The sequence below is a fragment of the Deinococcus roseus genome (assembly GCF_014646895.1).
Classification (GTDB): Bacteria; Deinococcota; Deinococci; order Deinococcales; family Deinococcaceae; genus Deinococcus_C; species Deinococcus_C roseus.
This window is the reverse complement of record NZ_BMOD01000004.1, coordinates 99,385-123,965: the sequence shown is the minus strand read 5'-3', so window position 1 is coordinate 123,965 and position 24,581 is coordinate 99,385. Positions and strand designations below refer to the sequence as shown.

The window sequence follows — 24,581 nt, the reverse complement described above, 5'->3', positions numbered from 1 at the left end:
TGCAGGACGTTGTCTGTTTCTTCATCAAAAAAGCAGGGATGATTGCCCCTGCCCTTTGATTGTCTGTTGCGCCAGGATTGGACATTCAGGTCAACTGGACATGTCTTTGATTTTGCGGCTGAGGGCCACCACTTCTTCCGGGGTGTAGAGTTTGCGGGTGTAGGTCAGGATGTAGGCCCTGAGGCTTTCCCAGGTGACCACCTTGACGTTTTCCACTTCCCATTCCCGGGTGACGTTGGGAGAGAGGGCCCTGGCTTTGAGTTCTTCGGGTTCCACCAGTTGCTTGAACAGCATCACGGTGTGCACCCGTTCTTTCAGCATTCTGGAAAGCATCTGGCCGCTTTGCTGGGCCATCTGCAACTGTGGGTTGAGGTTCTGCTCGGAGACGATCAGGGAGCGGGGGTTGTGCAGGATCACGCCTGAAACGTCTTGTGGGTAGAGCACAAAGATGCCCACTTCGGACACCAGCACGGTGCACCCAGGAACGTGCCCGATCTGCAGGTTCTCTCTGACCTGCCAGTTGTCGGGCAGGTTGAAGAGCACATCGTGCAGGCGGGAATTCCTGGGAAGGAAGTGTGCAGGCAATGGGCCATTTGGTGATGCAGCTTTTCGGCTGAAGAACATATCCCCCCTATAGATTGATGCGTTTGATCTACATGAGGCATGGATGATGAAATGCAGGACAGTGGACCCATTTGTATAGGTCTTTCACCTCAGGATTGTACAAATGTATCCTAAAAGTTCAGTTCTTACAAAGCTCTGTCAAGGGACATTTTGCAGTTTTTGAAAAAGTTCGACAATGAAGGTTTTTTTCAGGTGTACTCCAAGGCAAAACCATCCATGAATTTGCATAAAAATCCTTTTGCCAGAGGCTGTGCAGATGTGTCAAATCTGCCCCTTCTCAGGGCAAACGAGGCGTGTTATCCTGTGTTGACCTTTAATGCAGTCCCGTGAGGCTGCCATCGTCCCGAGAGGCGAAAAGGAGGACAATGTGAACACACCCCCAAGACCACGCCGGGCTTTCAGCTCAGGCGCGTTTTTTTGTGACCACCCCACTGCCCGCGGAGGACAGAATGCACCATAAAGCCCAGATTCTGGATGCCCACGAGATGAAACGCGCCATGACCCGCATCGCCCATGAAATCCTGGAGCGCAACAAAGGGGCAGCAGACCTGGCCCTGGTGGGCATTCACACCCGGGGCATTCCCCTGGCAGAACAGCTGGCCCAGAAAATTGCTGAGCTGGAAGGCATTCAGGTGCCCACCGGAAAGCTGGACATCACCCTGTACCGGGATGACCTGTCTGAAATCAGCCGCCAGCCCATCATCCGCCGCACCGAAATCAACTTTGACATCGGCACCAAGAAGATTGTCTTGCTGGACGATGTGCTCTTCACGGGACGCACCATCCGGGCTGCCCTGGACGCCCTCACCGATCTGGGCCGACCCAAGAGCATCCAGCTTGCCGTGATGGTGGACCGTGGACACCGTGAACTGCCCATCCGGGCCGATTACGTGGGAAAAAACCTGCCGACCAGCAAAACCGAGGTCGTGAAAGTCAAACTTGCCGAAACCGACGGTGAGGACGTGGTGGAATTATGGGAACTGGAGTAAAACACCTGCTGGATTTTCAGGGCTGGAGCGTGGAGGCCCTGCAAGGCATTCTGGACACCGCAGATGTCATGAAAGAAGTGCTGGAACGCCCGGTCAAGAAAGTGCCCGCCCTGCAGGGCATCACCGTGTGTACGGCGTTCTTCGAGAACTCCACCCGCACCCGCACCAGTTTTGAACTGGCAGCCAGACGCATGAGTGCCGATGTGCTGACCTTCGCAGCCGGAGCCAGCAGCCTTTCCAAAGGGGAATCCCTGCGCGACACCATCGAGACCCTGAATGCCTACAAAGTGGACGCTTTCATCGTGCGCCACCATGCTTCTGGAGCAGCCCATCAGGTGGCAAAATTCAGCGGCAAGTCCACCATCAATGCCGGAGATGGCCGCCGGGCCCACCCCACCCAGGCTTTGCTGGACGCCTACACCATGCTCAAAGAGTTTGGCCGCATTGAGGGCTTGAAAGTCACCATCGTTGGAGACATTCTGCACTCCCGGGTGGCCCGCAGCAATGCTGAACTGCTGGATTTGCTGGGTGCCGATGTGACCCTTTGCGGTCCCGCCACCCTGCTGCCAAAAGAGCTGGCAAAAGGTCGGGTCAAAGTCACCACCGATCTGCAAGCTGCGGTCAAAGATGCCGATGTGGTGATGTCCCTGCGCCTGCAGCAGGAACGCATGAACGGCGGTTTCCTGCCCAGCATGAGTGAATATGCCCTCACCTACCAGGTCAATGAAAAGCTGCTGGAACGGGCAAAAGACCATGCCATCGTGCTGCACCCTGGCCCCATGAACCGCGATCTGGAAATTTCTGGTAGCCTTGCTGACAGTGCCAGAAGCCGCATCATTGCCCAGGTGGAGTACGGTCAGGCCATCCGCATGAGTGTGCTGTACCACCTGCTGGTGGGTAAAAAGTGACCTCACACCCTCACCGCGAGCCTCGCTCGGTCCTCTCCTGACAGAGAGGGTTTGACCTCACCGCGAGCCTCGCTCGGTCCTCTCCTGACAGGAGAGGGTTTGACCTCACCGCACCCGTTTCATTTTGTTTGCCTTTCCGGACAGGAAAGGTTCAGGAGATTCAATGCTGGAAATCAAAAACATCAAACGTGCTGGCAGTGACACTTTGGAAAGCCTGTTCATTGAAGAGGGCAAAATCAAAGGCTGGAACCTCAGCGAAACCGCCACTGACACCATCGACGGCAAAGGGGCCACTGTGGCTCCTGCCCTGATCGAACTTCACGCCCACCTGCGGGAACCCGGACAGGAGCAGAAAGAAGATCTGGCTTCAGGTCTGGCTGCTGCGGCTGCAGGGGGTTACGGTACCGTGGTGAGCATGCCCAACACCAGTCCTGTGGTGGACGATCCAGCCATTGTGGCTTCCCTGATCCAGAAGGCCGAGAAGCTGGGTTTTGCCCGTCTGAAGCCCTCTGCTGCCCTCACCAGAGGCCAGAAAGGGGAGACCCTGGCAGATCTGTCTGCCCTCAAAGATGCTGGGGCTGTCATGTTCACCGATGATGGACGCACCAACGAGAACGCCAATGTGCTGCGTCGTGGCATGGAATACGCCAGTGGTCTGGGCTTGCTGGTCAGCGTGCATGCGGAAGATGCCACCCTGCGCCAGGACGGCGTGATGAATGAAGGTGTGGTGTCCCATGAACTGGGCCTGCCCGGAAACCCTGCAGCTGCAGAGGCTGCACGGGTGGCCCGTGATGTGGAAATCGCCCTTCTGACCGGAGCCAGACTGCACATCCAGCACCTCTCCACAGGCCGTGCGCTGGAAATCGTGCGCCAGGGCAAGAAAGCCGGGGCTCCTGTCACCTGTGAGGTGTGCCCCCATCACCTGACCCTCACCGATGAAGCTTTGCGTTCCTTCGATGCCCTGTATAAAGTTGCACCCCCTCTGCGCACCCAGACGGATGCCGAACTGCTTCTGGCTGGTCTGCTGGATGGCACTGTGGATTGCCTCGCCACCGACCATGCCCCCCACACCCAGGCTGAAAAAGAGAAAGACCTGCTGGAAGCCCCCTTTGGCATCCCCAGCATTGAAGTGGCTTTCCCCCTGATGTACACCCATCTGGTGAAAACCGGCAAACTGTCCCTGGAGAAACTGCTTGACCTTTTCACGGCTGGTTGTGCGAAAGTCATGGCCTGGGAAGTGCCCACCCTGGAAGAGGGTGCCGTGGCCGACGTGGTGCTGCTGGATCTGGACAATGCGAAAGCCGTGGATCCGAAAGCCTTCAAGAGCAAGGCAAAATTCAGCCCCTGGGCTGGAGAAGAACTGTATGGCTGGCCTGTGCTCACGCTGGTGGCTGGCAAAGTGGCTTTCCAGGGCTGAGTTTATTCAACCTTTAACGGGAGCCATGCTCCCGTTTTTTCATGTTTTTTTGCATTTGTCTGGCTTTGCCCCTTTCTCTTGCAACCCGACTTCATGTATAATCTGAGCAAGAAACGAAGGAAGTGAAAGAAATGAAAGTATTGATCACCGGAGGCGCAGGTTACATTGGCAGCACCATCAGTTCTGCATTGCTCGATCAGGGGCACACCCCCATCATTCTGGATTCCCTGATTCGTGGACGCTCAGAGTTTGTGCATGACCGCATTTTCTACCAGGGAGACATTGCAGATCAGGACCTGATCAAACGCATCTTTGCAGAGCACCCTGACATCTACGCCACCATCCACTGTGCGGCCCTGATCCTGGTGCCAGAATCCACCGAGAACCCCCTGGGATACTACCGGGCCAACGTGCAGAAATCCCTGGACCTTTTCGATGCCCTCATGCAGGTGGGCTGCAACCGGGTGATTTTCAGTTCCACCGCCTCCCTTTACGATGCAGTGGAAGGCTTCTCTGTGGACGAATCTTCTCCCCTGAAGCCCAGCAGCCCTTACTCACGCACCAAACTGTGCATGGAACTGGCCCTGGAAGACTTCGCCCGTGCTTACGACTTCCGGGCCATCACCCTGCGTTATTTCAACCCCATTGGTGCTGATCCCAAACTGCGCTCTGGACAGCAACTGGAACGGGTTTCCCACGCCCTGGACAAGATCATTGAGGCCCACACCCTCGGAGAAACCTTCTTTATCACCGGAACCGACTGGCCCACCCGTGACGGCTCAGGCATCCGCGACTACATACATGTGTGGGACCTGGCCAAAGCCCACATCCGGGCCGTGCTGGAATTTGACCGGGTGTTCAGCGAATGCACCACCGAGAAGTACCGGGTGTACAACCTGGGCACCGGCAACGGAACCACCGTTTTTGAACTGGTGCAGGCTTTCGAAAACGTCATCGGACACCCCATCAAAAAACAACTGGCCCCTCCCAGATCCGGTGATGTGGCCGGAGCCTACCCCAACCCGCACCGTGCCAACACCGAACTGGGCTGGTACCCTGAAAGCTCCCTGGAAACCGCCATCGAACTGGCCCTGCAGTGGTTCGAGAAGCGCAAGACCTTTCTGGGCCTTTCGTTCTGACCTCTGGTTCTTTTATGCTCCCTTCGGGGGGCTTTTTTATGTCATTTGGCAGATGCCCCAGTTCCTTCACAGGGAAATAATGCACCCATGCCTCCAAGTTTCCCTGAGCTTTCAACAGAGCGTTTGCATTTGCGGGCTTTTGAGATGAATGATCTGCCGACCCTTTACCAGATTCACGCTGATCCTGAAGTGGTGCGCTACCTGTACTGGGACACCCGCACCCTGGAAGAAACCGAAGCTGCCCTGCGGCGCAAACTGGAGCAGAGCAGCTGGGAAGAAGGCAAAAGCCTGGCCTGGGCTGTCATTGCAAAAGACACAGGTGTGCTGCTGGGGGAGGTGGTCCTGATTTGTCACAGCGAAAAACACCAGCAGGCCGAAATCGGTTATGTGTTTGGTACAGCATCTCAGGGCAAAGGGTATGCCAGAGAAGCCGTGAAAGCTGTGCTGGAGTACGCTTTTCAGCAGCTCCCCATCCACCGCGTTTATGCCCGCACCGATGCCCGCAACCACGGTTCCAGAAACCTGCTGGAGCGTCTGGGTCTGCGTCAGGAAGCCCATTTCGTGCACAGCGAAATCTTCAAAGGCCAGTGGGGAGATGAAGTGCATTACGCAGTGCTGGAGGAGGAGTGGCAACAAAAACAGGACCCTGCAAGCTGAACAGGGTCCTGTTTTTCAAGAGATTCAGGCTTTTCTGGTTTGTCTGTTTGCGATCACCACACACACCATGATGATGGTAAATGCAGTCAGGCTCAGCACCGGAATGGTGATCCAGCCGTAATAATTGATCCAGGGGGTGGTGCAGGGGTTGTCGGGGGCACACACCTTGATGGGACTGAATCCCGGAATTTTCTCTTCCATCACGTGGTAGGTGGCCACCACCATGCCCAGAATGCTTAAAGGCAGGGCCAGGGTTTGCACTCTGGGGTTTTTGCCCAGCAAACCTGCAGGGAGCAGGAACGCCAGAGGATACATCAGCACGCGCTGGTACCAGCAGAGGGTGCAGGGAATGAAGTGTTTGACCTCACTGAAATACAGGCTGCCCAGTGTGGCCACCACTGCGGTCAGACTGGCAAGGCCCAGCAGAGGAGAGGTGTTTTTTCGCTCTGGCGTTTCGGTGGCAGGCAGCTGAAGGACCGCCAGAACCACAAAACCCACCAGAAACAGTCCGGCTGCAGGCACACCAAACACATTGGGCGAAAGACCATTGATCAGGTTGATCGCGGCCAGAATCAGCCCAATCAGGGTCAGAGGAAGGTTGTACCGCAGCACCCAGCCCCAGTTCTGAAAGGCAGCAATGCCCAGGGTGAGGGCCTGAAAGCCCAGACACACCACCTGCAACCACAACCATTTGGCCTGCAGGGGCTTGAACAGGTAACTGCTGGTTTCTGGCATGAAAGTGGTGATCAGGAGCAGCAAAACCACCAGCAGCCATGAGAAGTAAAGTCGGTTCGCAATGCCCATGAAAACTCCTTTTTGGTTCTGAATGCAGCTGTTGCTGAATTCGGCTTCTGAAAAAAGGAACCACCTTTGCAGGCAGTTCCTCTGGATCCTGGAATTCAGGCAGCAGGTTTACTGACCGGCTTTGGCCAGAGCATCATCAATGGCCTTGAGCATGGTGGTTTCATCCAGTGGGTTGGTCACTTTGATCCCGTTCACAAAGAGAGAAGGGGTGCCGTTCACGCCAGCATTGCTGCCCACCGACTGGTCATTCAGGACTTCTTTTTCGTAGGTGTTGCTGTCAATGCACTTGCCCAGTTCGTCTTTGTTGATGTCTGGGATGTAAGCTGCCACTTCCAGGATGCGCTCTTTGGTGGCCCAGGTGGTGCTCTCATCGCCCTGGGCACGGTACATCAGGTGCGAGAAAGGGAAAAACAAATCTTTGTTCTGGTTGTAGACGCACTCACCTGCAATGGCAGCCGTTTTGCTGTCTGCATTGGGAGAAATCACCATGTAGTTGCGGAAACCATATTTGATCTTCCCAGTCTTGATGTACTTCTCTTCAATGGTGTTGAAGATGCTGCCATCGAACTGCTTGCAGATGGGACACTTGAAGTCCTCAAAGGCAATGACGGTGACCCTGGCGTCCAGATTGCCAATGGTGGGCTGACCGGTCAGGTCCAGGGTTTTGGGAGCACTGCTGCGGATGCTGTTGATCACGGCCAGCAGGACAACCACCAGGATCAACCCTGCAATGCTCATGATGATGCGCATCTGGGCCTGGCGCTGCTCACGCTCCAGACGCTCAAAATTTTGTGATTTTTTAGACATGATGACCTCTGCAACAATATAACAAGTTTAAGCCTGTGTCGTCTTGAGGCCGTTTGTCCTGTTTGAGCTGAAAAACACCCACACATGCACAATGCTGGCAATCAGAAAGGCCACCAGCACAGGCAGGATGAAGGTGTTGCTGGTCAGCAACCTGAGTGAGGGATCCAGCAAAGGAACGGCAATTTTGAGGGCTGCAAACAATCCCAGGACCCCCAGCATGCCAATCACCACCCCATACACATGCAGGGTGTGTTTCAGCAGCAGGAAGGCCCACAGCACAAAGAACATCAGGGGGTAGGTGGTCCACCAGGATTCGGTGGGATTGAAAAAGCCCAGTGCCCCCAGCAGAATCCCTATGTAACCGAACCAGCGGCCCCCAAAGTCATCGGTGACATTGAGGACCACCACCCAGAACGCCAGTTTCATTTCCCAGGGGAGGGGGGCATAAGCCACCAGACCCATGGCAGACCAGCCCAGCAAACCGAACAGCCATGCACGGGCGGTTTCGCTCATGCTTTGACCTTGCCTGCGGCTTTCTTCAGGCGTTTCTGAAGGTCCGGGATGCGTTTCAGGTAAGCTCCGGTGTGACTGGTGGGGTGCACGGCCAGTTGCTCGGGGGTGCCAATGCCCACCACTTCACCGCCACGGATCCCCCCTTCTGGACCCAGGTCAATGATCCAGTCGGCGCTCTTGATCACGTCCAGGTTGTGCTCGATGATCACCAGAGAGTTCCCTGCTTCCACCAGGCGTTCCAGCACCAGCATCAGTTTGCGGGTGTCTTCAAAGTGCAGTCCGGTGGTGGGCTCGTCCAGAATGTAAATGGTGCGACCAGTGGCCCGTTTGGACAGTTCGGTGGCCAGTTTGATGCGCTGTGCCTCCCCACCAGAAAGCGTGGTGGAGGGCTGACCAATCTTCATGTAGCCCAGACCCACGTCCAGCAGCACCTGCATTTTCTTCTGGATGTTGGGGATGTTCTGAAAAAACCCACAGGCAGCTTCCACGGTCATGTCCAGCACGTCTGCAATGCTCTTGCCCTGGTACTTCACTTCCAGGGTTTCGCGGTTGTAGCGTGCACCTTTGCACACCTCGCAGGGCACATAGATGTCCGGGAGGAAGTTCATCTCGATCTTGACCACCCCGTCCCCTTTGCAGGCTTCGCAGCGGCCCCCCTTCACGTTGAAGCTGAAACGCCCGGCTTCATAACCACGCCTTCTGGCTTCAGTGGTGCGGGTGAACAGATCGCGCACATCGGTGAACACCCCGGTGTAGGTGGCGGGGTTGGACCTGGGGGTGCGTCCGATGGGGCTCTGGTCAATCTCGATGACTTTATCAAGGTGTTCCATGCCGTCAATGCCATCAAATTTTCCAGGGTTGGTCTTGGCGCGGTTGAGGTCGCGGGCCAGGGTGGCATGCAGGATGTCGTGAATCAGGGTGCTCTTTCCCGAACCAGACGGCCCGGTGATCACAGTCATGGTGCCCAGAGGAATCTCGATGGTGACGTTCCTGAGGTTGTGTTCACGGGCGTTTCTGATGCGCAGTTTCTTGCCATTGCCCAGACGCCGGTTTTCGGGCATCTCGATTTTGAGGTCACCCCGCAGGTATTTGCCGGTCAGGCTGTTCTGGTCTTTCATGATGTCTGCCGGGGTTCCCTCAGAAACCACCATGCCCCCGTGCACCCCGGCTCCGGGTCCCATGTCCACGATGTGGTCGGACTCCATCATGGTTTCCTCGTCGTGCTCCACGACCAGCAAGGTGTTTCCCAGGTCCCGCAGGTTCTTGAGGGTGCGGATCAAGCGCTGGTTGTCCTTGGGGTGCAGACCGATGGAAGGTTCGTCCAGCACGTACAGCACTCCCGTCAGACCCGAACCCACCTGGGTGGCCAGACGGATGCGCTGGGCTTCTCCACCAGAGAGGGTGTTGGCACTGCGGTCCAGGGACAGGTAATCCAGCCCAACATCCACCAGAAACGACAGTCGAGTCAGGACGGCCCGGATGATGGGCGGAGCCACCTGTGCCTCAAAGCCTCCCAGGTTGTAGTGGGGATTCACTGCAGGCACAACTTTGGCGCTGCCCCCCAGGCCCGTCTGGGTGTGTGGAAGGACATCCTCGTCCAGCAGTGTGCCCTCGCCCATTTTGCGGAAGAAGTGCTGGGCTTCCAGCACGCTGAGGTTGCTGGCCTGTGCAATGTTCAGACCGCCCACCCGAACCGCCAGGATCTCTGGTTTGTAACGGGTGCCGCCACAGGTGGGGCAGACGTTGAGTTCCATCAGTTCTTCCATCTTCTGGCGGATGTATTCGGAATCCGATTCCTTGTAACGGCGCTCCAGGTTGGGAATCACCCCTTCAAAGTCGGTGTTGAACTTCATGGTTTCTTTGCCTGCCCGTCTGAGGATCACCTCAAATGAATCTGGCACGCCATAAAGCACAGCCTTCTTGACCTCTTCGGAGAGGTCTTTCCAGGGGGTTTTCAGGTCGAACTTCAGGTGCTCGGCCAGCATGCGCAGCTTTTCCCAGTAGTAAACCCCTCCACCGGTGCCTTTCTTGCTCCAGGGGGCAATGGCCCCTTCGGCAATGGACAGGTACTCATCGGGCACCACCAGACCAGGAGAGAACTCCAGTTTGGTGCCCAGACCGGTGCAATCCCCACAGGCCCCATAAGGACTGTTGAAGGAGAAAGAACGGGGTTCCATCTCTTCCAGCACGCTGCCGTGCTCCACACAGGCAAACTTCTCGCTGAACAGTTCTTCCTCGTTGGTGTCGGGGAAAAGCACCCTGAGCAAACCTTCGCCTCTTCGCAGACCCAACTCTACACTTTCTGCAATGCGGCCCCGGTCGTCTTCTTTGAGGACCAGGCGGTCCACCACCACATCGATGTCGTGCTTCTCAAATTTTTCCAGCTTGAGTTTTTCGGCCTCGTCCAGATCGTAGATGGTGCCGTCCACGCGGGCACGGGCAAAGCCTTCGCGCTTGAGGTCTCCCAGCATCTTGCGGTACTCGCCTTTGCGGCCACGCACAATCGGGGCCAGCAGCATGGCCCGGCGCTCCTGGTGCACCAGCACCAGTTTCTCGGTGATCTCACTGGCGCTCTGGCGCTCAATTTTGCGACCACAGATGGGGCAGTAAGGGGTGCCCACCCTTGCGTACATCAGACGCAGGTAGTCATGAATCTCTGTGACGGTGCCCACCGTGGATCTGGGGTTGTGGGAGGTGGTTTTCTGGTCAATCGAGATGGCAGGAGAGAGGCCCTCAATGGAATCCACATCGGGTTTTTCCATCAGTCCCAGGAATTGCCGGGCGTAAGCCGACAGGCTCTCCACATAACGCCGCTGGCCTTCTGCATAGATGGTGTCAAAAGCCAGTGTGCTTTTCCCGCTGCCCGAAACCCCGGTGATCACGATGAATTTGTTGCGTGGAAGCTCCACGGTGATGTTTTTCAGGTTGTGCTCTCTGGCGCCTTTAACAATGATGTTGTGCACTGCTGCCACTCCTTTTGCCTGCCCCATCTACGCTGAAAGCAGAACGGCCAAATGCCATTTCGCTATTCTAACATCTGATTGTGGGATTTGGCTTAAGTGCAGTGGCGTATGGAGGGGGGTACGGGGCAATGATTTGCCGAGGGCCGAGAGCCGAGAGCAAGAAAGCTTTGGCTTTCCGTTCTGATGCCGTTTTGGCTCTTGGTAGATCAAAAAGCAGAAGCTTTGTGCTTCTGCTTGATGGGATTTTTGATTGCTCAAACTTGCTGGTGTCTTTGGCCCTTGGCGCTCGGCCCTCGGCAATGGGGCATTGCAATTCAGCAACCAGAAACGCCTTGCGCCTGCTGTGCCCTTATTGATCCACCACATCCAGAAACGCCCGCACCACCCAGGGATCAAACTGGGTTCCTGCAGCACGCTGGATTTCCCGCAGGGCCTCTTCTCTGGACCAGGCCCGTTTGTAGGGACGCACATTGGTGAGGGCATCAAAGACATCTGCAATGGCCACAATGCGGGCCTCGATGGGGATGTGCTCTCCAAAAAGACCATTTGGGTACCCTGTTCCGTCCCAGCGCTCGTGGTGGCTGAGGGCAATCTGGCAGGCCAGTCGGATCATGATGGAAGAACTCTTGGAAAGGATCTGTGCCCCGATCAGGGTGTGCTGTTTCATCTGCTGGTATTCGTCTTCGGTGAGTTTGCCAGGTTTGAGCAGGATGTCATCTGGAATGGCGATTTTCCCCACATCGTGCAGCCTTGAGGCCACACGCACCCGTTCAGCCAGCACTTCGGACATGCCCAGTTTCAGCGCCACTTTTTTGCTGATTTCCCCGACCCGTTCGGTGTGCTGGGCGGTTTCTCCGTCCCGGTGCTCCCCTGCCGTGGTGAGGGCTTCCAGCATTTCCAGCTGGCTGCGCTCTAAAGCCTCGGTGCGCTGTTGCACCAGGTCTTTGAGCATCTGGTTGCGGCCTTTCAGCCATTCCCGTTCTTTTTCGGCCTGGGATTTTTCTTTCAGGGCCAGTTCGGTGCGGTATTTGACTTCCAGTTCCTGGAAACGGTCATCGGTCTGTTTGCGGGTCAGTTCCCGGTCCAGTTTGATGCTCTCCTCGTACCTGCTTAAAGCGGCTTCAAACTGACCCAGGGTTTTGTGCACAGCCACCAGTTCGCTGTAGGCCCGCTGGGTTTCGTAGTGTGTCTGGTATTTGGGGTCAATGGCGGCTTCCAGCAGAGGAACCGCTTCAGGCAGCAGGCCATATTGAATTTTGACTTTCCCCAGGCCCAGATAACAGCTTTGCTGGGTGATGGGGTCCTCAATGTCACTGCTGATTTTCAGGGCTTCCAGCAATGCGCTTTCTGCTTCGGCAATTTGATGCATGTCGATCAACAAAAACCCGCGTTGCAACAGTCCTGCGGCCATGCGTTTGGCGCTGCCTGTTTTGCGGGCAAGGTCGATGGCCAGATCTGCAGGCTCCAGGGCTTCCTGGGTCTTGCCCTGCATGCTCAGGGTCACAGAAAGGTTGTAATTGAGCATGCTCACCGAGTCCAGCGAGACTTCATGGGTGCTGGCGGCCACCTGCAGGGCTTTGCGGAAATGCTCTGCCCCGGATTCCAGTTCCCCGATGTCCACGTAATTGGCTCCGATGCCGTTCAGGACACGGAATTCCAGCAGGCGGTCTTCCCGGGCCTGGGCCAGTTCCAGGCTCTGCAGCAAATAGGACATGCCTTCGGAGTGCAGGCTCAGGAAGGTGGCAGAAGCCCCCAGGCTCATCAGCAGGCGGGGGTATTCCGGGTGGTTTTTGGACATCAGGGGCAAAGCACGTTTGGCGGTGTCCAGGCTGTTCTGAAATTGCCCGATGCCCCGGTAGCTGTCTGACAGGTGGGCCAGGGTTTCAGGCAGCAGCAGCTGGGTCTGTTCTGCCAGCTGGAAGGCTTGCTGTGCGAAAGACAGCGACTGGGCAGGGTGTTTTTCCAGCAATCCCCGGGATTCCCTGAGGAGGTGCTCAATCTGGTTTTGTTGGGTGAACGCAGAACCGGACAGGCGTGAAGCAGCAGCAGAATTGTGATCCATGTGAGGAGACCTTTGCAGAGACATCAAGCTGGTGGGCAGCTTGCGAACATCATACCCTGTGTCTGTCTTTCTGTGATGATGGTCACTGAAAGACAGAGCTGAAGGTACATGAAATAAGCCAAATGTTCTAAGGGATGCGGTGAGAAACTTGCCAGAACACCTTACGCAACAGCAAGCAGCGAGGTTCCTGCTTCATGGGTTCCTTGCCAAACCTGTCTAGATGGCAGACCCTCCTATTTCTCATTAAATCACCTCACGGATGGCCACATGGGCACTTCTGGAACGCAATTCCTGCCTGAGTCGGCCATGCTGGGCTTTTTCCAGGCCAGGATCGGCCTGCAGGATCTGCTTGGCCAGATTGCGGGCCTGCTCGATGATGTCCGCATCGCTGGTGAGGTCTCCCAGTTGCAAATCTGGAATCCCGCTCTGACGGGTGCCCCGCAATTCTCCCGGTCCCCGGATTTTCAGGTCTGCTTCTGCGATCTTGAAACCATCGGTGGTGTCCTCAATGACTTTCAGGCGGCGGCGGGTTTTCTGGCTGGTGTCTCCGGCCACCAGAATGCAGTAACTCTTGTTGCTTCCCCGACCCACCCGGCCCCGCAACTGGTGAAGCTGGGCCAGACCGAAGCGCTCGGCATTTTCAATGACCATCACTGTAGAGTTGGGCACATCCACCCCCACTTCAATCACGGTGGTGGAGACCAGCAGATCAAATTCATGCCGCCTGAAACGGTCCATGATGTCTTCTTTTTCCTGGGCGTTCATCTTGCCGTGCAGCAAATCAATGCGGGCTTCTGGCAGGATTTCTTTGAGGTTGTCTGCAAGCTGGGTGGCCGCCAGCAGCTCGGTCAGGGTTTCGGATTCCTCAATCAGGCTGGTCACGGCGTAAGCCTGCCTGCCTTCCCGGATCTGCTGCATCACAAAGCTGTAAGCCTGCAGACGGCTGCTGTCCTGCAAGAGTTTGGTGGAAATGGGGGTGCGTCCGGGGGGCAATTCATCGATGATGGACAGCTCCAGATCTCCGTACAGGGTCAGGGCCAGCGATCTGGGAATCGGGGTTGCACTCATCACGATCACGTCTGGACGGTCTTTGAGGAGGGCACGGCGCTGGGCCACCCCGAAACGGTGCTCCTCGTCAATCACCGCGATGCCCAGGTTGTTGAACTGCACGGCCTCCTGAATCAGGGCCTGGGTGCCCACCACCACGTCCACTTCTCCTGTAGCAATGCGCTGCAGGTTTTCCCTTTTTTCTTTGGCGGTCATGGCCCCGATCAGGAGGCAACAGCGCACCCCCAGTGGGAACAAATATTTGGTGAGGTTGGCATAATGCTGCTTGGCCAGAATTTCCGTTGGAGCCATCAAAGCCCCCTGGAACTGGTCTCTGGCCGCAAGATAAAGGGCACAGGCCGCCACTGCGGTTTTCCCGGATCCCACATCCCCCTGCACCAGCCTTGCCATCTGCTTCTCGCTGCGCATGTCTGAGGCCAGTTCCTGAATCACCCTGCGCTGGGCATGGGTGAACCGGAAGGGGAGGGAACCCTCAAAAGTGTCAATGTCTTCTCTTTTTGCGGCAAAACGTTTGCCCAGCAGGGAATTTTCTCCGCCTTGCAGGAGCATCCGAAGTTCCAGAAACAGGTATTCATCAAAGCGCAACCTGTCGGTGGCTCTGGCCAGATGAACCTCATCCCGTGGAAAGTGGATGCCGTTCAGGGCATCAGGCAAATTGATCATCTGGTGTTCCTGCAGAATGCGGCTGCTCAGGTAATCGTTGACCGGGGTGTGGGTCAGGATGTCGTGGGCGGTTTTGCGCATGAAGGCCTGGGAGATGCCTTCTTTGATGTCATACACCCCCACAATGCGGCCCGTGGAGAGGCTGGACTCTGAATCCTCCTCCATGTACTCCACATTGACCTGGATCTGGCGACCAAATTTCTTGGCCCGCCCGGTCACGATGATGTGCGCCCCCACCTTAAGGCTGCGCTCGATCCAGGGTTGCTGAAACCAGATGCATTTGACTTTGTGCCCCCAGGCATTCTGCACCACGGCTTCCAGAATCAGCATGCCGGGTTTGGGGGTGCGGCGGTTTTTGCCGGTGATCACCCCATCCACGGTGATTTTCTGGCCGTCCTCAATGTCATAGAGGTTGGGCAGGGCACGGCGGTCCTCGTGCCTTCTGGGATAATTGTGCAGCACGTCCCTGAGGCTCCTGAGGCCCAGGGCATGCAATTTCTTGATGGACTGGGTGCTGAGGTCAATTTTTTCGACAAGCGTGTCTTCCTGCCAGTTCCTGGAGGTGACGATTTCGGGTTCTTTTGTGAACTTGCTGACAGGCTGCGCAGGGGGCACAGCAGGTTTGGCAGAGGAGGTCAGCATTTCCAGCGCCTGACGGAGTCTGGGTTCCCGGTCTTCTGGCGTGAGGGTTTCATAATGTCTGAGCACCTCCCGGACTTTTGGGAAGGGTTTTCCCAGGTTGTCCAGCAGTTTTTCCAAGCCACCTGCCACCACCCGGTTCTGGCAGCCCATCAGCAGTTCACGTTCCAGCGGTTTTCTCAATTTGTCTTGCAATTCTTGAAGCGTAGCCACTGTTTCACAGTTTACATTACGCACAGGGCGTAATTGTGAAGAAAATGGGGCTGCAGGCTTTGCAGCAAGCTGGATTTCCCGGAGAGGACCTTAATCTTTTATGAATTTCAGATGAAATCAGCACCGCAAGCCATGGGGGGCATCTGCTAAGCTACTGTCATGCTGAATTGGCTTCTCATCTTCATTCCCATTGCGGTGTACCTGGAATTTTCCCAGGGCAATGCCGTCTGGATTTTCGTGGCCAGCATGCTGGCCATTCTGCCCCTCGCTGGCCTGATGGGCCGGGCCACCGAAGAACTCGCCATCCGTGCAGGAAGTGCTGTGGGCGGCCTGCTCAACGCCACCTTCGGCAATGCCACCGAGCTGATCATTGCCTTCTTTGCCCTCAAGGCCGGAAAACTCGATGTGGTGAAAGCCAGCATCACGGGTTCCATTCTGGGCAACATCCTGCTGGTGCTGGGACTGGCTGTGTTTCTGGGCGGACTCAAACACAAAACCCAGGTGTTTAACCAGAAAAATGCAGGCATCCTCACCTCCCTTTTGACCCTCTCGGTGATTGGGCTTCTGATCCCTGCAGTGTTTGATCTGGCCTCGGTGAATTTTGCCCACGTGGCCCAGCCTGCAGACCTGGACTTCAAAGTCAGTGTGGCTGCGGCCATCGTGCTGATCCTGATTTACCTGGGCAATGTGTACTTCAGTCTGGTCACCCACAAAGACATGCTCTCTCCACACGATGACGAAGAGCACGAAGCTGCCACCTGGAGCGTTCCCATGGCTGTGGGTGTGCTGCTGGCCAGCACCGTGGCAGTGGGTTTCATGTCCGAGTTTCTGGTGGGCAGCCTGGAAGAAGCCTCCCACGCCCTGGGCCTCAGCGAATTCTTTGTGGGGATCATTCTGATTCCCATCATCGGCAACGCTGCAGAACACGCCAGTGCCGTGATGTTCGCCCTGAAAAACAAGATGGATCTGGCCGTCACCATTGCGGTGGGTTCCACCATTCAGGTGGCCTTGCTGGTGGCCCCCCTTCTGGTGCTTCTGGGACTCACCGTGGGCCAGAAAATGGACCTGGTGATGCACAACCCGCTGGAATTGATTGCAGTTGCAGCAGGCATTGTGATTGCCAACTCCATTGCCAGAGATGGGGAATCCAACTGGCTGGAAGGCCTGATGCTGCTGGGCGTTTATGTGCTGCTGGCTTTTGCTTTCTTTTACTTCCCCACGGTTTCGGCTGCTGCGGTCCACTGAAGCGCACCCTTTCAAGACCTCCCCGGAGCAGGCTTGCTGCTCCGGGGATTTTTCTGTGAACATCAGGAACCTTTTCATTTTCGGTCTCGTAAGATTGAAGGTATGAAAAAGCTACTGCTCACCAGTGCCGCACTCGTGCTCGGAACCACTTTTGCTGCACCTCTTGCCCAGTATGTTCCAGATGACGCCCTTGTCACCCTGGAAGTCAAGGATCTCAAAGGCGCACTCAGCCGCATGGGAGCCTTCAGACCCGTGCTGATCAAAGCCATTCAGGACGCTGTGGGTGCTTCAAATGCCACAGCCCTGAAAAGCGAAAAAGACGTGCTGGAATTCCTTGGAACCGAAGGGGTCCTCAGTGTTCACCTGAACAAGAAAACCTTTCAACCCAGCGTGCTTTTCGCAACCACCACCACTGCAGGGACGGTGGCCAAAAAGCTGCTCGACAGTGCCCTGGCCTCAGACCGCAAAGCAGGCAAAGTCAGCACCCTCAAAGAAGGCAAATACAGCTTCTACCAGAGCACCGACTCTGCTTACGGCTTCCAGAGCAACACCGTTTACCTCTCCAGTGATGCCACCACCCTGCGCGCTTTCCTGCGCAAACTGGGTGGAGGAACAGGCACCAGCCTGTCTGCCAGTGCCAGTTACAAAGGCGTGATGGCCAATGTGCAGAACAGCAACTTCAAAGGCTTCGTGAATTTCTCTGGTGCTGCAGATGCGCTCAAAGCGTTCCTGGGCACCGATCCCCTGATGAACAGCCTCGCTGAAGCTGTGAAAACCCTGGGGCAACTGGGAATGGGCACCAGCATCACGGCCAAAGGCGTGGAGAGCACCACCGTGTTCTTCCCCAACAAAAACACCAAAGACAAAGCCCTCTACAGCCTGCTCACCTACAACAAAGCCAGCCTGAATGCCGCCACCGTGGTGCCAGCCAATGTGTTGTCTTTCAGCGACAGTGCTGCAGATCTGCCCGGTTACGCCAAATACTTCGATGGATGGCTGAAAAAAGTGGGCAACAGCGATGATCCCTCCATCCCAGCAGACGCTATCCCAGAACTGAACCTCAGTCAATACGGAAGCTGGCTGGGCAAGGAAGTCGCTGTGGTGACCCTCCCCAGCGCCTCCAACATCAAGCTCAGCAACCCGGATCCCCTGGATTCCCTGACTGGAACCGCTCTGGTTCTTGAAGTGCAGAGTGCTGATGCTGCTGCTGTGGGCATGCAGGGCCTGCTGGCCCAGCTCACCCAGAACAGCGAAACCCCCATCGACCCCCAGGACCTCACCATCAACGGCAGCAAAGTGACCTTGCTGAAAGACCAGGATTTCAGTGTGTACTACACCTTCAAGGGCAACTTCATGCTGCTGGCCTTCAGTGATGCCGACATCCGCGCCCTGCTGGCCACGGGCATGCGCCTCAGTGACAGTGCTGCATTCAAAAATGCCACCTACCCCAGAGGCGTGCAGGCCATTGAGTTCAGCAACAAAGCCCCTGTGCAGAGCAAAGAATCCCTGCGCAGCACCATGGAACTGGCCCTGGCCTCCGCAGCCAGCGAAATGAAACCCAAAGACCAGGAGAAACTGATCAATGCCCTGGTCACGGTCACCGACAACCTGCAGAAACGCACCGGTGGTTCACAGGGTTACACCCAGTTCCTGAACGGTAAAATGATCACCAAGAGCGTGCAGTTCATCAACTGGAAGTGAGCCCCTTGCTTTTCGCAAGCTCAAAGCTGTCCCCCTTCAAGGGGGACTTTCCATTTCAGCAGGGGGATCTCACCCACCAGCCCTCCCAGACAACACCCAGAAATCCTGGTAGAACTTATCGCTCTGGATTCAACCTGAACCCGTGCGGCAGGAAGTCCTTCACGGTGCCCTCAATGACGTCTCCCAGATGGTTGAAGCAGTACACCTTTGCTTCTGGGGAGAATTCAAAGAGGATCTGGCGGCAGGCTCCGCAGGGGGAAGCTGGAGGGGTGGCTTCGGAGTAGACCACCACTTCAGTGAATTCACGCTCTCCGTTGCTGACCATGGTTTGCACGGCGCTCTGTTCGGCGCAGCGGGCCAGACCATAGCTGCTGTTTTCCACATTGGCCCCGAAGAAAACTTTGCCTGAAGGGGTTCTGACAGCAGCACCCACATGGAAGCGGGAAAAGGGAGCGTAAGCCTGTTTGAAAGCGATTTTGGCCTGTTCGGCCAGGACGGGATCCATCATTTCAGTTTCTCCAGTAAGGGGGGGAGCAGGGTGATGGCACCAATCAATGCAGCGCCCAGAGAGGCCACCAGCACTGCCCCTGCAGCCACATCCTTGGCAATGCGGGCCAGGGGGTGGTATTCGTCAGTGAACAAATCCACGGTGGCTTCGATGGCCGTGTTGATCATTTCCAGCACCAGCACGCTGACAATGCAGGCCACAATGGTGGCCACGCCCGTTCTCAGCCAGATGCTGACCCCCAGGGCCACTGCAGCCAGCACCAGCTCAATCCGAAAATTGCGCTGGGTGCGAATGCAATACACAATTCCCTCGTAGGCAAACCGGAAAGCGTCCAGTTGCGTGTGGGGGTGTTTTTTGAAGTGCAGGCGCTTGAACGAATAATCTTCGCTGGACATGTTTTTCCCTGGGGTCACCTGGATTTTCAACGGGTTGCGGGCTGGTCCATCACATCATATGCAATTCGGGAAGCCTGAATGAAAGGCTGCCACTCTGGGTCGCTGGTGGTTTCATCGAAGCCAAAATCTTCGCTGTGGGGGTGGTCGTAACCCATGATGTGGGTGAGGCCGTGGGAGACCAGCAAAGCCACCTCACGGGCCAGGGAGTGACCTCTGGCCTCTGCCTGCTTTGCTGCAGTGTCCAGACTCACCAAGATGTCTCCCAGATGGGGTGGCATGAAGGGGTCGTCTGGATGCCAGGTGGGGAAGGTCAGCACATCGGTGGCCTGGTCCTCGCCCCAGTGCTCTTTTTTGAGGGCACGGATTTCTTCATCTCCGGTCAGCACCAGGGTGATGCTTTTGCGTCCGATGTTGTAGTGCTGCATCACGGCTTTTGCGGCCTGACGCACCTTGCTTTTCAGTCCTTTTGGGGGTTCCTGATTTGTCACCAGCTCAATCACGCCCTTAAAATAACCGATTTTCAGGTGAGGATGAATAAAAACAGGAGCGCCATGGGGCACTCCTGCTTCAAATCCACAGATCAGGGATCAGTTGGTGTCATTCACATCAGGTGCAGGGCTGGAAGCATTTTGGGCCTCACGCTCGGCCTGACGCTGCTCTTTAAGGGCCAGCGCTTCTTCCTCTGCAGATTCGTAAGCGCGCACAATCTTGCCCACCAGGGGGTGGCGCACCACATCCGATTCGGTGAAATGGTGGAACTGGATGCCCTCGATGTTCTCCAGGGTTTTTCTGGCCACCGACAGACCGCTCTTGACGTTGCGGGGCAAATCCACCTGGGTCACGTCCCCGGTCACCACCACTTTGCTGGAGAAACCCATGCGGGTCAGGAACATCTTCATCTGCTCTGGCGTGGTGTTCTGGGCCTCGTCCAGGATGATGAAAGCATCGTTCAAAGTTCTTCCGCGCATGAACGCGAGAGGAGCCACCTCGATCACGCCACTTTGCAGGTAGCTCTCGAAACGGTCCTGGTCCAGCATGTCGTACAGCGCGTCATAAAGGGGGCGCAGGTACGGGTCAATTTTGGCCTGCAGGTCTCCGGGAAGGAAGCCCAGGCGTTCGCCAGCTTCCACCGCAGGACGGGTCAGGATGATGCGTTTGATTTTTCTGGCTTTTAAGGCGGCGACAGCCATGGCCACAGCCAGGTAGGTTTTGCCTGTCCCGGCGGGACCGATCCCGAACACAATGTCATTCTGGTTGATGGCTTCCAGATAACGGGTCTGGTTCGCGGTTTTGGGGCGGAGTTTGTTGGGAAGCACCAGGTCGCCGGAAACGGTGGTTTCCTGCGACAGACTTTTGCCTTGACCGGACAGTTCGTTCGCGCGTTCCAGGGTGTCTTCAATCTGACCCCCCTGACGGATGATGGCAAGGAGATCGCGGATGAAGTTCTCGGTTTGCTGAACCTGCTCGGCTTCGCCGCTGATGGTGATGGTGTCCCCTCTGGCGATGATCTTGGCTGCGCTCATGGCGCGGATCCGCTTGAGGGTCTTGTCGTTCTCACCAAACAGCTGGATGGCTTCTTGCTGGTTCTTCAGCCTGATGGTGCCTTGTGATACGGTTTCTTTCAACATTAGCCGCCTTTATTCTGCAACACAGGACGAAGGAGCGCGTCAGCATCATGCATGAGCGCCATTACAAGAATTGGCTTACCGGAAAATGCCTTGGTGCAGCTCAAACGCCCTCTTCCTGCAACGGAATCACCCTGCTGCCTGTCTGACAGGGTGAAACTGTCGCGGGTCAGGACCAGAAGCACAATCCGAAACAAGGCCAAAAAGACCTGGGGTTTTCGGGTTGTCTGCCAGTCCATCATGCGTTTTCTGCACACCTTCATTTTAATCCTTTTTTGGTCAGGGGGTGGCAAGAATGAACACGATCTCAAGGAGGATTTGGAAAGGAAAATCCCTATTTCAGATACACATCGAACCTTGTGGTTTTTCCCTTGAATTGCAAGCTGGGGGCCTGAATCACCGGAGCGTGAATCGGGCGTTTGACCACCACCCGTTTCCTGGCGTGTTGCAAGGCCATCTGCAGCAATTCCAGTTCATTCTGTTCTGCACCCAGCAACGCATGAAACACCTGCATTTCCAGCTTGGGCAGGGCGTCTTTCTTGCGTGCAGGATACATGGGGTCCAGGTAAATCACTTCTGCAGGGTGTTCGGGAATCGCAGAAAAGCTGTCTGCATGCAGCAGGGTCATGCGCTGCACGGCTTGCAGGTCCTTTGCTCTGAGCAGTCCATCTTCCAGCAGGGCATGAATGATGGGGTTTTTTTCCATCAGGATGACGGTGCACCCTGCTTTTGCCAGTGTGAAAGCATCCCTTCCCAGACCTCCGGTAGCGTCCAGCACGGTTTTGTGCGTCTTGGTGTTGACGGCTTTCAAAAGGTCCCCGCCTGAGCGCTCATCATTGAGTTGGTGAAAATCCACCCGGATGGGGCGTTGCTTCTTGTGCAGATCAGCAATTTCCAGCCCTGGGCTGGTGATCCTCAGGCCATACTGAAAGGCTTCTGGATCCTGCACCAGAGGCAGGTTGAGCTTTGCAGCCAGGGCTTCTCCCTGTTCCCTGAAGCCTTCCTCAAAAACCACCCCGATCAAGCGACCACCTTGCGAAAAGCTTCCATCATCTTTTCGCGGGAATACCCCAGGCTCAGCAGCACGATCAGGAGAATGCGGGCTTTGTGGGCACTCAGGAAACTGGCCGGAATGCAGCCAGCATCCAGCAAAGTCCGAAAGCCTCCTGGGTAGCCGTAAACGGGCAGCACCGGGCCAGCATGGGTGCGGGTGGCAATCACCACGGGTTTCTGTGAATGTGCCACCAGGGGCAGCACTTCAGCAGGAACGTTGCCTGTCCCCATCGCTGCGATCACCAGACCATCGCTGCGTTCCAGGGCCTCTGAGACCCCCTCGCCTTTCCAGCCTGCGTAGGTGTAAAGGATTTCCACATGGGCATTGGCGTGGGGCGGATCGAAGGCTTGCATGCGTTCGGGTTTGTTGAAGTAGTGCAGTTCGGGCTCCTGGCCGTTGGAATCCACGCGGCCAATCGGACCGGGATAGCCTCCGAAGCTGTCCAGTGCAGTGGAGTGGGTTTTGGTCACGGTTCTGGCATCAAAGACATCCCCGCCGAAAACCACCAGTGGACCACGCCCACGGCTCAGGGGGTGGGTGGCGGCCACGGCAGCACCCCACAGGTTCCCCGGCCCATCCCAGGAGGGTTCCAGGGCGTGCCGCATGCTTCCGGTCAGGGCCACACTGACCTCTTCCCGCAGGGTCAGGTGCAGGTAAAAAGCGGTTTCTTCCAGGGTGTCGGTGCCGTGGGTGACCACAATGCCATCGTGGTGGCCTGCCAGTTCCAGCACCAGGTTCCTTAAGGTGTGCATGTGTTGAGGGGTGATGTGTGGACTGGGCAACTGGTAAGGCTGAAGCACAGTGAGGGTGTAATTCCCCAGTTCTGGAAGGGCCTGAATCAAATCCAGTGGGCTGGCCTGGGGGGCAACCCCTCCTGAAGCCACAGGCTTGGAAGCAATGGTTCCACCGGTGTGAATGATGGCGAGGCGTGTCATGGTCTGTTGCAGGATAACTTTTTGCTCCTGATTTGAAAAGGAAAAAGGGAAGCGCATTTTTTCTGGACCGGGTCAAGCGTGATCGGTTACATTTGCAGCCCGCAAAACTGCCGATAATGCCGCATGATGTGGACCGATCTGTTCTCTCCCAGCCGCGCCTCAAAAACCGCCGAAAAAGGGGTGGTGCTTTTGCATGGCCGGAGCAAGTCGGCCCGCAGCATCCTGCCTCTGGCGCATGAGCTGGGATTGCAGGAGCATTTGCTGGTCACGCCAGAAGCCACAACAGGTTCAGAAGGCAGCTGGTATCCATACAGCACCCTGGCCCCCAGAAGCATGAATGAACCCTGGCTTTCGGAGTCTCTTGAAAAGGTACATGGAACTGTAGAAGACCTGCTGAAAGAACGTCCTGCAGAGCAATTGATTCTGGCTGGATTCGCCCAGGGGGCCTGTCTGGCCCTGGAATACGCCCTGAGAAACCCCAGGCCGTATGCGGCTGTGCTGTCTTTGCATGGGGTACTGATGGATCACCAGCACCTCAACCCAAACCCCAGCACGCTGTTTTATTTTTGCTCCAGTGAAAACGATCCCCTGATCCCCGCCTGGAAGGTCCGGGAAAGTCACGAAACCCTGTGTCTGAGAGGGGCGAAATCAAAACTGCGCCTTTATGCAGGCATGCATGATGCTATTCCTCCAGAGGAGTTGGTTCACATTCAGGCTGCTCTCGGGTTAGATTAAAAAGATCATGATTCTGGTCGCTGGTTCTGCAAACCTGGATTTCGTCGTGCGTGCAAGCCGCATCCCTTCCCCTGGTGAAACCGTGCTCGGAGAAAACTTCGAGACCTTCGCTGGAGGAAAGGGAGCCAATCAGGCTGTGGCCTGTGCCAGAGCCGGAGGCAAGGTGGCCTTTCTGGGTGCCCTGGGAAGGGATCTGTACGGAGACATGCTCCTGCATTCCCTGCAGGCCGATGGGGTCAACACCCGTTACCTCAAACGGGTCACGGAGCCCACTGGGGCTGCTTTCATCACGGTGTCTCCAGAAGGGGAGAATGCCATCACGGTGGCATCTGGAGCCAACAACACCCTGAAGCCCGAACACCTGCCAGACCTCAAAGGTTTCAAGGCGCTGATCATGCCCCTGGAAACCCCCATGCCCACGGTGCTGGCCTACTACCAGAAAGCCAAAGCTGCAGGCCTCAGGACGGTGCTCAACGCGGCTCCAGCCACCCGCCTTCCAGAAGACCTCTTTCCGCAGCTGGATGTGATGGTCACCAACCAGCACGAAATCTTCATCAATGCAACAGACCACGACAATTATGCCGATGCTGCCCAGGACATCCTGGGGAAAGGTGTGGGCATGGTGATCATCACCCTGGGATCAGAAGGCTGTCTGCTGGTCACACAGGAGAAAACCGTGCGGGTTCCTGCCATCCCCATCGAAGCTGTGGACACCACCGGAGCAGGAGACACCTTTGTGGGGGCTTTCCTGGCCGAATGGATGCGCGGCAGCACCGTGGAAGTGGCTGCCCGTTTTGCTGTGGTGGCTTCTGGTCTGGCCTGCACCAAGGTGGGTGCACAGGCCAGCATGCCCACCCGGGAAGACATCCTGGAAGAACTGCAGAGCCAGACCCTTTGAAAAATCCTTGAACCAGGGA

23 protein-coding genes are annotated in these 24,581 nt (G+C 56.4%); 9 read left to right on the top strand and 14 right to left on the bottom strand.

Translation table 11 applies throughout. The features are described 5' to 3' along the window. Positions 1-90: 90 nt before the first annotated feature. A complete protein-coding gene (locus tag IEY52_RS07710; protein WP_189002021.1) occupies positions 91-624 on the bottom strand; it encodes a hypothetical protein in 534 nt (177 codons plus the stop codon). 449 nt (positions 625-1,073) lie between these two features. On the opposite strand from IEY52_RS07710, the gene pyrR reads away from it, so the two are divergent. From pyrR to IEY52_RS07685, 5 genes are all read left to right on the top strand, one after another. After that, positions 1,074-1,613, top strand: a complete 540-nt coding sequence (gene pyrR / locus IEY52_RS07705) for a bifunctional pyr operon transcriptional regulator/uracil phosphoribosyltransferase PyrR (protein WP_189002019.1) — start codon at positions 1,074-1,076, stop codon at positions 1,611-1,613. Then, positions 1,598-2,521, top strand: a complete 924-nt coding sequence (locus IEY52_RS07700) for an aspartate carbamoyltransferase catalytic subunit (RefSeq protein ID WP_189002017.1) — start codon at positions 1,598-1,600, stop codon at positions 2,519-2,521. Before pyrR ends, IEY52_RS07700 begins: the two co-directional genes overlap by 16 nt. Positions 2,522-2,684: 163 nt before the next feature. Beyond that, complete coding sequence (locus tag IEY52_RS07695) at positions 2,685-3,938, top strand: dihydroorotase (RefSeq protein WP_189002015.1); 1,254 nt, start codon at positions 2,685-2,687, stop codon at positions 3,936-3,938. Positions 3,939-4,069: 131 nt separating this feature from the next. Beyond that, positions 4,070-5,077 (top strand): UDP-glucose 4-epimerase GalE, encoded by a 1,008-nt coding sequence (gene galE, locus IEY52_RS07690; RefSeq protein ID WP_189002013.1) that lies wholly within the window; start codon positions 4,070-4,072, stop codon positions 5,075-5,077. 87 nt (positions 5,078-5,164) lie between these two features. Next, positions 5,165-5,734, top strand: a complete 570-nt coding sequence (locus IEY52_RS07685) for a GNAT family N-acetyltransferase (protein WP_189002011.1) — start codon at positions 5,165-5,167, stop codon at positions 5,732-5,734. Between the two features lie 24 nt (positions 5,735-5,758). Here the strand turns inward: IEY52_RS07685 and IEY52_RS07680 are convergent, their stop codons facing one another. The 6 genes from IEY52_RS07680 to recG all read right to left on the bottom strand — a co-directional run bounded on the left by IEY52_RS07680 (position 5,759) and on the right by recG (position 15,466). Continuing rightward, a complete protein-coding gene (locus tag IEY52_RS07680) occupies positions 5,759-6,538 on the bottom strand; it encodes a disulfide oxidoreductase (protein WP_229684679.1) in 780 nt (259 codons plus the stop codon). 108 nt (positions 6,539-6,646) lie between these two features. Then, on the bottom strand, positions 6,647-7,345 hold the full coding sequence (locus IEY52_RS07675) for a DsbA family protein (protein ID WP_189002009.1): 699 nt from the start codon (positions 7,343-7,345) through the stop codon (positions 6,647-6,649). A gap of 27 nt (positions 7,346-7,372) precedes the next feature. Beyond that, positions 7,373-7,858: a hypothetical protein gene (locus IEY52_RS07670; RefSeq protein ID WP_189002007.1), complete on the bottom strand. Its 486-nt coding sequence runs from the start codon at positions 7,856-7,858 to the stop codon at positions 7,373-7,375. Then, positions 7,855-10,821: an excinuclease ABC subunit UvrA gene (uvrA, locus tag IEY52_RS07665; RefSeq protein ID WP_229684678.1), complete on the bottom strand. Its 2,967-nt coding sequence runs from the start codon at positions 10,819-10,821 to the stop codon at positions 7,855-7,857. Before uvrA ends, IEY52_RS07670 begins: the two co-directional genes overlap by 4 nt. Before the next feature lie 349 nt (positions 10,822-11,170). Beyond that, on the bottom strand, positions 11,171-12,883 hold the full coding sequence (locus IEY52_RS07660; protein WP_189002003.1) for an HD domain-containing phosphohydrolase: 1,713 nt from the start codon (positions 12,881-12,883) through the stop codon (positions 11,171-11,173). A 243-nt stretch (positions 12,884-13,126) separates the two neighbouring features. Further along, entirely contained in the window at positions 13,127-15,466 is a 2,340-nt protein-coding gene (recG, locus tag IEY52_RS07655; protein WP_189002000.1) for an ATP-dependent DNA helicase RecG, read from the bottom strand. Between the two features lie 159 nt (positions 15,467-15,625). Here recG and cax point away from each other — a divergent pair, with 159 nt between their 5' ends. Both cax and IEY52_RS07645 read left to right on the top strand, forming a co-directional pair. After that, on the top strand, positions 15,626-16,711 hold the full coding sequence (gene cax, locus IEY52_RS07650) for a calcium/proton exchanger (RefSeq protein WP_189001998.1): 1,086 nt from the start codon (positions 15,626-15,628) through the stop codon (positions 16,709-16,711). Between the two features lie 102 nt (positions 16,712-16,813). Next, on the top strand, positions 16,814-18,412 hold the full coding sequence (locus IEY52_RS07645; protein WP_189001995.1) for a DUF3352 domain-containing protein: 1,599 nt from the start codon (positions 16,814-16,816) through the stop codon (positions 18,410-18,412). A gap of 115 nt (positions 18,413-18,527) precedes the next feature. Here the strand turns inward: IEY52_RS07645 and cdd are convergent, their stop codons facing one another. The 7 genes from cdd to IEY52_RS07610 form a co-directional block, all read right to left on the bottom strand. Next, entirely contained in the window at positions 18,528-18,920 is a 393-nt protein-coding gene (gene cdd, locus IEY52_RS07640; RefSeq protein ID WP_189001994.1) for a cytidine deaminase, read from the bottom strand. Continuing rightward, positions 18,917-19,315 carry a diacylglycerol kinase family protein gene (locus IEY52_RS07635; protein ID WP_189001992.1) on the bottom strand — a complete coding sequence of 133 codons (399 nt, stop codon included), beginning with the start codon at positions 19,313-19,315 and terminating at the stop codon, positions 18,917-18,919. Before IEY52_RS07635 ends, cdd begins: the two co-directional genes overlap by 4 nt. Positions 19,316-19,341: 26 nt before the next feature. After that, the gene (gene ybeY, locus IEY52_RS07630) at positions 19,342-19,815 is read right to left on the bottom strand and encodes an rRNA maturation RNase YbeY (RefSeq protein WP_189001990.1); all 474 of its coding nucleotides are present in this window, start codon (positions 19,813-19,815) and stop codon (positions 19,342-19,344) included. Between the two features lie 87 nt (positions 19,816-19,902). Then, the gene (locus IEY52_RS07625) at positions 19,903-20,943 is read right to left on the bottom strand and encodes a PhoH family protein (protein WP_189001987.1); all 1,041 of its coding nucleotides are present in this window, start codon (positions 20,941-20,943) and stop codon (positions 19,903-19,905) included. After that, the gene (locus IEY52_RS07620) at positions 20,943-21,182 is read right to left on the bottom strand and encodes a hypothetical protein (protein ID WP_189001985.1); all 240 of its coding nucleotides are present in this window, start codon (positions 21,180-21,182) and stop codon (positions 20,943-20,945) included. The genes IEY52_RS07625 and IEY52_RS07620 overlap by 1 nt, the downstream gene beginning before the upstream one ends. Before the next feature lie 92 nt (positions 21,183-21,274). Further along, entirely contained in the window at positions 21,275-21,955 is a 681-nt protein-coding gene (locus IEY52_RS07615) for a class I SAM-dependent methyltransferase (RefSeq protein WP_229684691.1), read from the bottom strand. Positions 21,956-21,960: 5 nt separating this feature from the next. Then, positions 21,961-22,929: an asparaginase gene (locus IEY52_RS07610; protein ID WP_189001981.1), complete on the bottom strand. Its 969-nt coding sequence runs from the start codon at positions 22,927-22,929 to the stop codon at positions 21,961-21,963. 123 nt (positions 22,930-23,052) lie between these two features. Between IEY52_RS07610 and IEY52_RS07605 the strand changes: the two genes are divergently transcribed. Further along, positions 23,053-23,664, top strand: coding sequence for an alpha/beta hydrolase (locus IEY52_RS07605; RefSeq protein WP_189001979.1), 612 nt, complete (start codon positions 23,053-23,055; stop codon positions 23,662-23,664). A 7-nt stretch (positions 23,665-23,671) separates the two neighbouring features. Next, a complete protein-coding gene (locus IEY52_RS07600; RefSeq protein ID WP_189001977.1) occupies positions 23,672-24,562 on the top strand; it encodes a ribokinase in 891 nt (296 codons plus the stop codon). Positions 24,563-24,581: the final 19 nt, after the last annotated feature.

What these genes read in the sequence shown, in the direction of transcription:
- IEY52_RS07710 (WP_189002021.1), bottom strand. Translation starts at nt 624, where the DNA reads ATGTTCTTCAGCCGAAAAGCTGCATCACCAAATGGCCCATTGCCTGCA.
- pyrR (WP_189002019.1), top strand. Translation starts at nt 1,074, where the DNA reads ATGCACCATAAAGCCCAGATTCTGGATGCCCACGAGATGAAACGCGCC.
- IEY52_RS07700 (WP_189002017.1), top strand. Translation starts at nt 1,598, where the DNA reads ATGGGAACTGGAGTAAAACACCTGCTGGATTTTCAGGGCTGGAGCGTG.
- IEY52_RS07695 (WP_189002015.1), top strand. Translation starts at nt 2,685, where the DNA reads ATGCTGGAAATCAAAAACATCAAACGTGCTGGCAGTGACACTTTGGAA.
- galE (WP_189002013.1), top strand. Translation starts at nt 4,070, where the DNA reads ATGAAAGTATTGATCACCGGAGGCGCAGGTTACATTGGCAGCACCATC.
- IEY52_RS07685 (WP_189002011.1), top strand. Translation starts at nt 5,165, where the DNA reads ATGCCTCCAAGTTTCCCTGAGCTTTCAACAGAGCGTTTGCATTTGCGG.
- IEY52_RS07680 (WP_229684679.1), bottom strand. Translation starts at nt 6,538, where the DNA reads ATGGGCATTGCGAACCGACTTTACTTCTCATGGCTGCTGGTGGTTTTG.
- IEY52_RS07675 (WP_189002009.1), bottom strand. Translation starts at nt 7,345, where the DNA reads ATGTCTAAAAAATCACAAAATTTTGAGCGTCTGGAGCGTGAGCAGCGC.
- IEY52_RS07670 (WP_189002007.1), bottom strand. Translation starts at nt 7,858, where the DNA reads ATGAGCGAAACCGCCCGTGCATGGCTGTTCGGTTTGCTGGGCTGGTCT.
- IEY52_RS07660 (WP_189002003.1), bottom strand. Translation starts at nt 12,883, where the DNA reads ATGGATCACAATTCTGCTGCTGCTTCACGCCTGTCCGGTTCTGCGTTC.
- cax (WP_189001998.1), top strand. Translation starts at nt 15,626, where the DNA reads ATGCTGAATTGGCTTCTCATCTTCATTCCCATTGCGGTGTACCTGGAA.
- IEY52_RS07645 (WP_189001995.1), top strand. Translation starts at nt 16,814, where the DNA reads ATGAAAAAGCTACTGCTCACCAGTGCCGCACTCGTGCTCGGAACCACT.
- cdd (WP_189001994.1), bottom strand. Translation starts at nt 18,920, where the DNA reads ATGATGGATCCCGTCCTGGCCGAACAGGCCAAAATCGCTTTCAAACAG.
- IEY52_RS07635 (WP_189001992.1), bottom strand. Translation starts at nt 19,315, where the DNA reads ATGTCCAGCGAAGATTATTCGTTCAAGCGCCTGCACTTCAAAAAACAC.
- IEY52_RS07625 (WP_189001987.1), bottom strand. Translation starts at nt 20,943, where the DNA reads ATGTTGAAAGAAACCGTATCACAAGGCACCATCAGGCTGAAGAACCAG.
- IEY52_RS07620 (WP_189001985.1), bottom strand. Translation starts at nt 21,182, where the DNA reads ATGATGGACTGGCAGACAACCCGAAAACCCCAGGTCTTTTTGGCCTTG.
- IEY52_RS07610 (WP_189001981.1), bottom strand. Translation starts at nt 22,929, where the DNA reads ATGACACGCCTCGCCATCATTCACACCGGTGGAACCATTGCTTCCAAG.
- IEY52_RS07605 (WP_189001979.1), top strand. Translation starts at nt 23,053, where the DNA reads ATGATGTGGACCGATCTGTTCTCTCCCAGCCGCGCCTCAAAAACCGCC.
- IEY52_RS07600 (WP_189001977.1), top strand. Translation starts at nt 23,672, where the DNA reads ATGATTCTGGTCGCTGGTTCTGCAAACCTGGATTTCGTCGTGCGTGCA.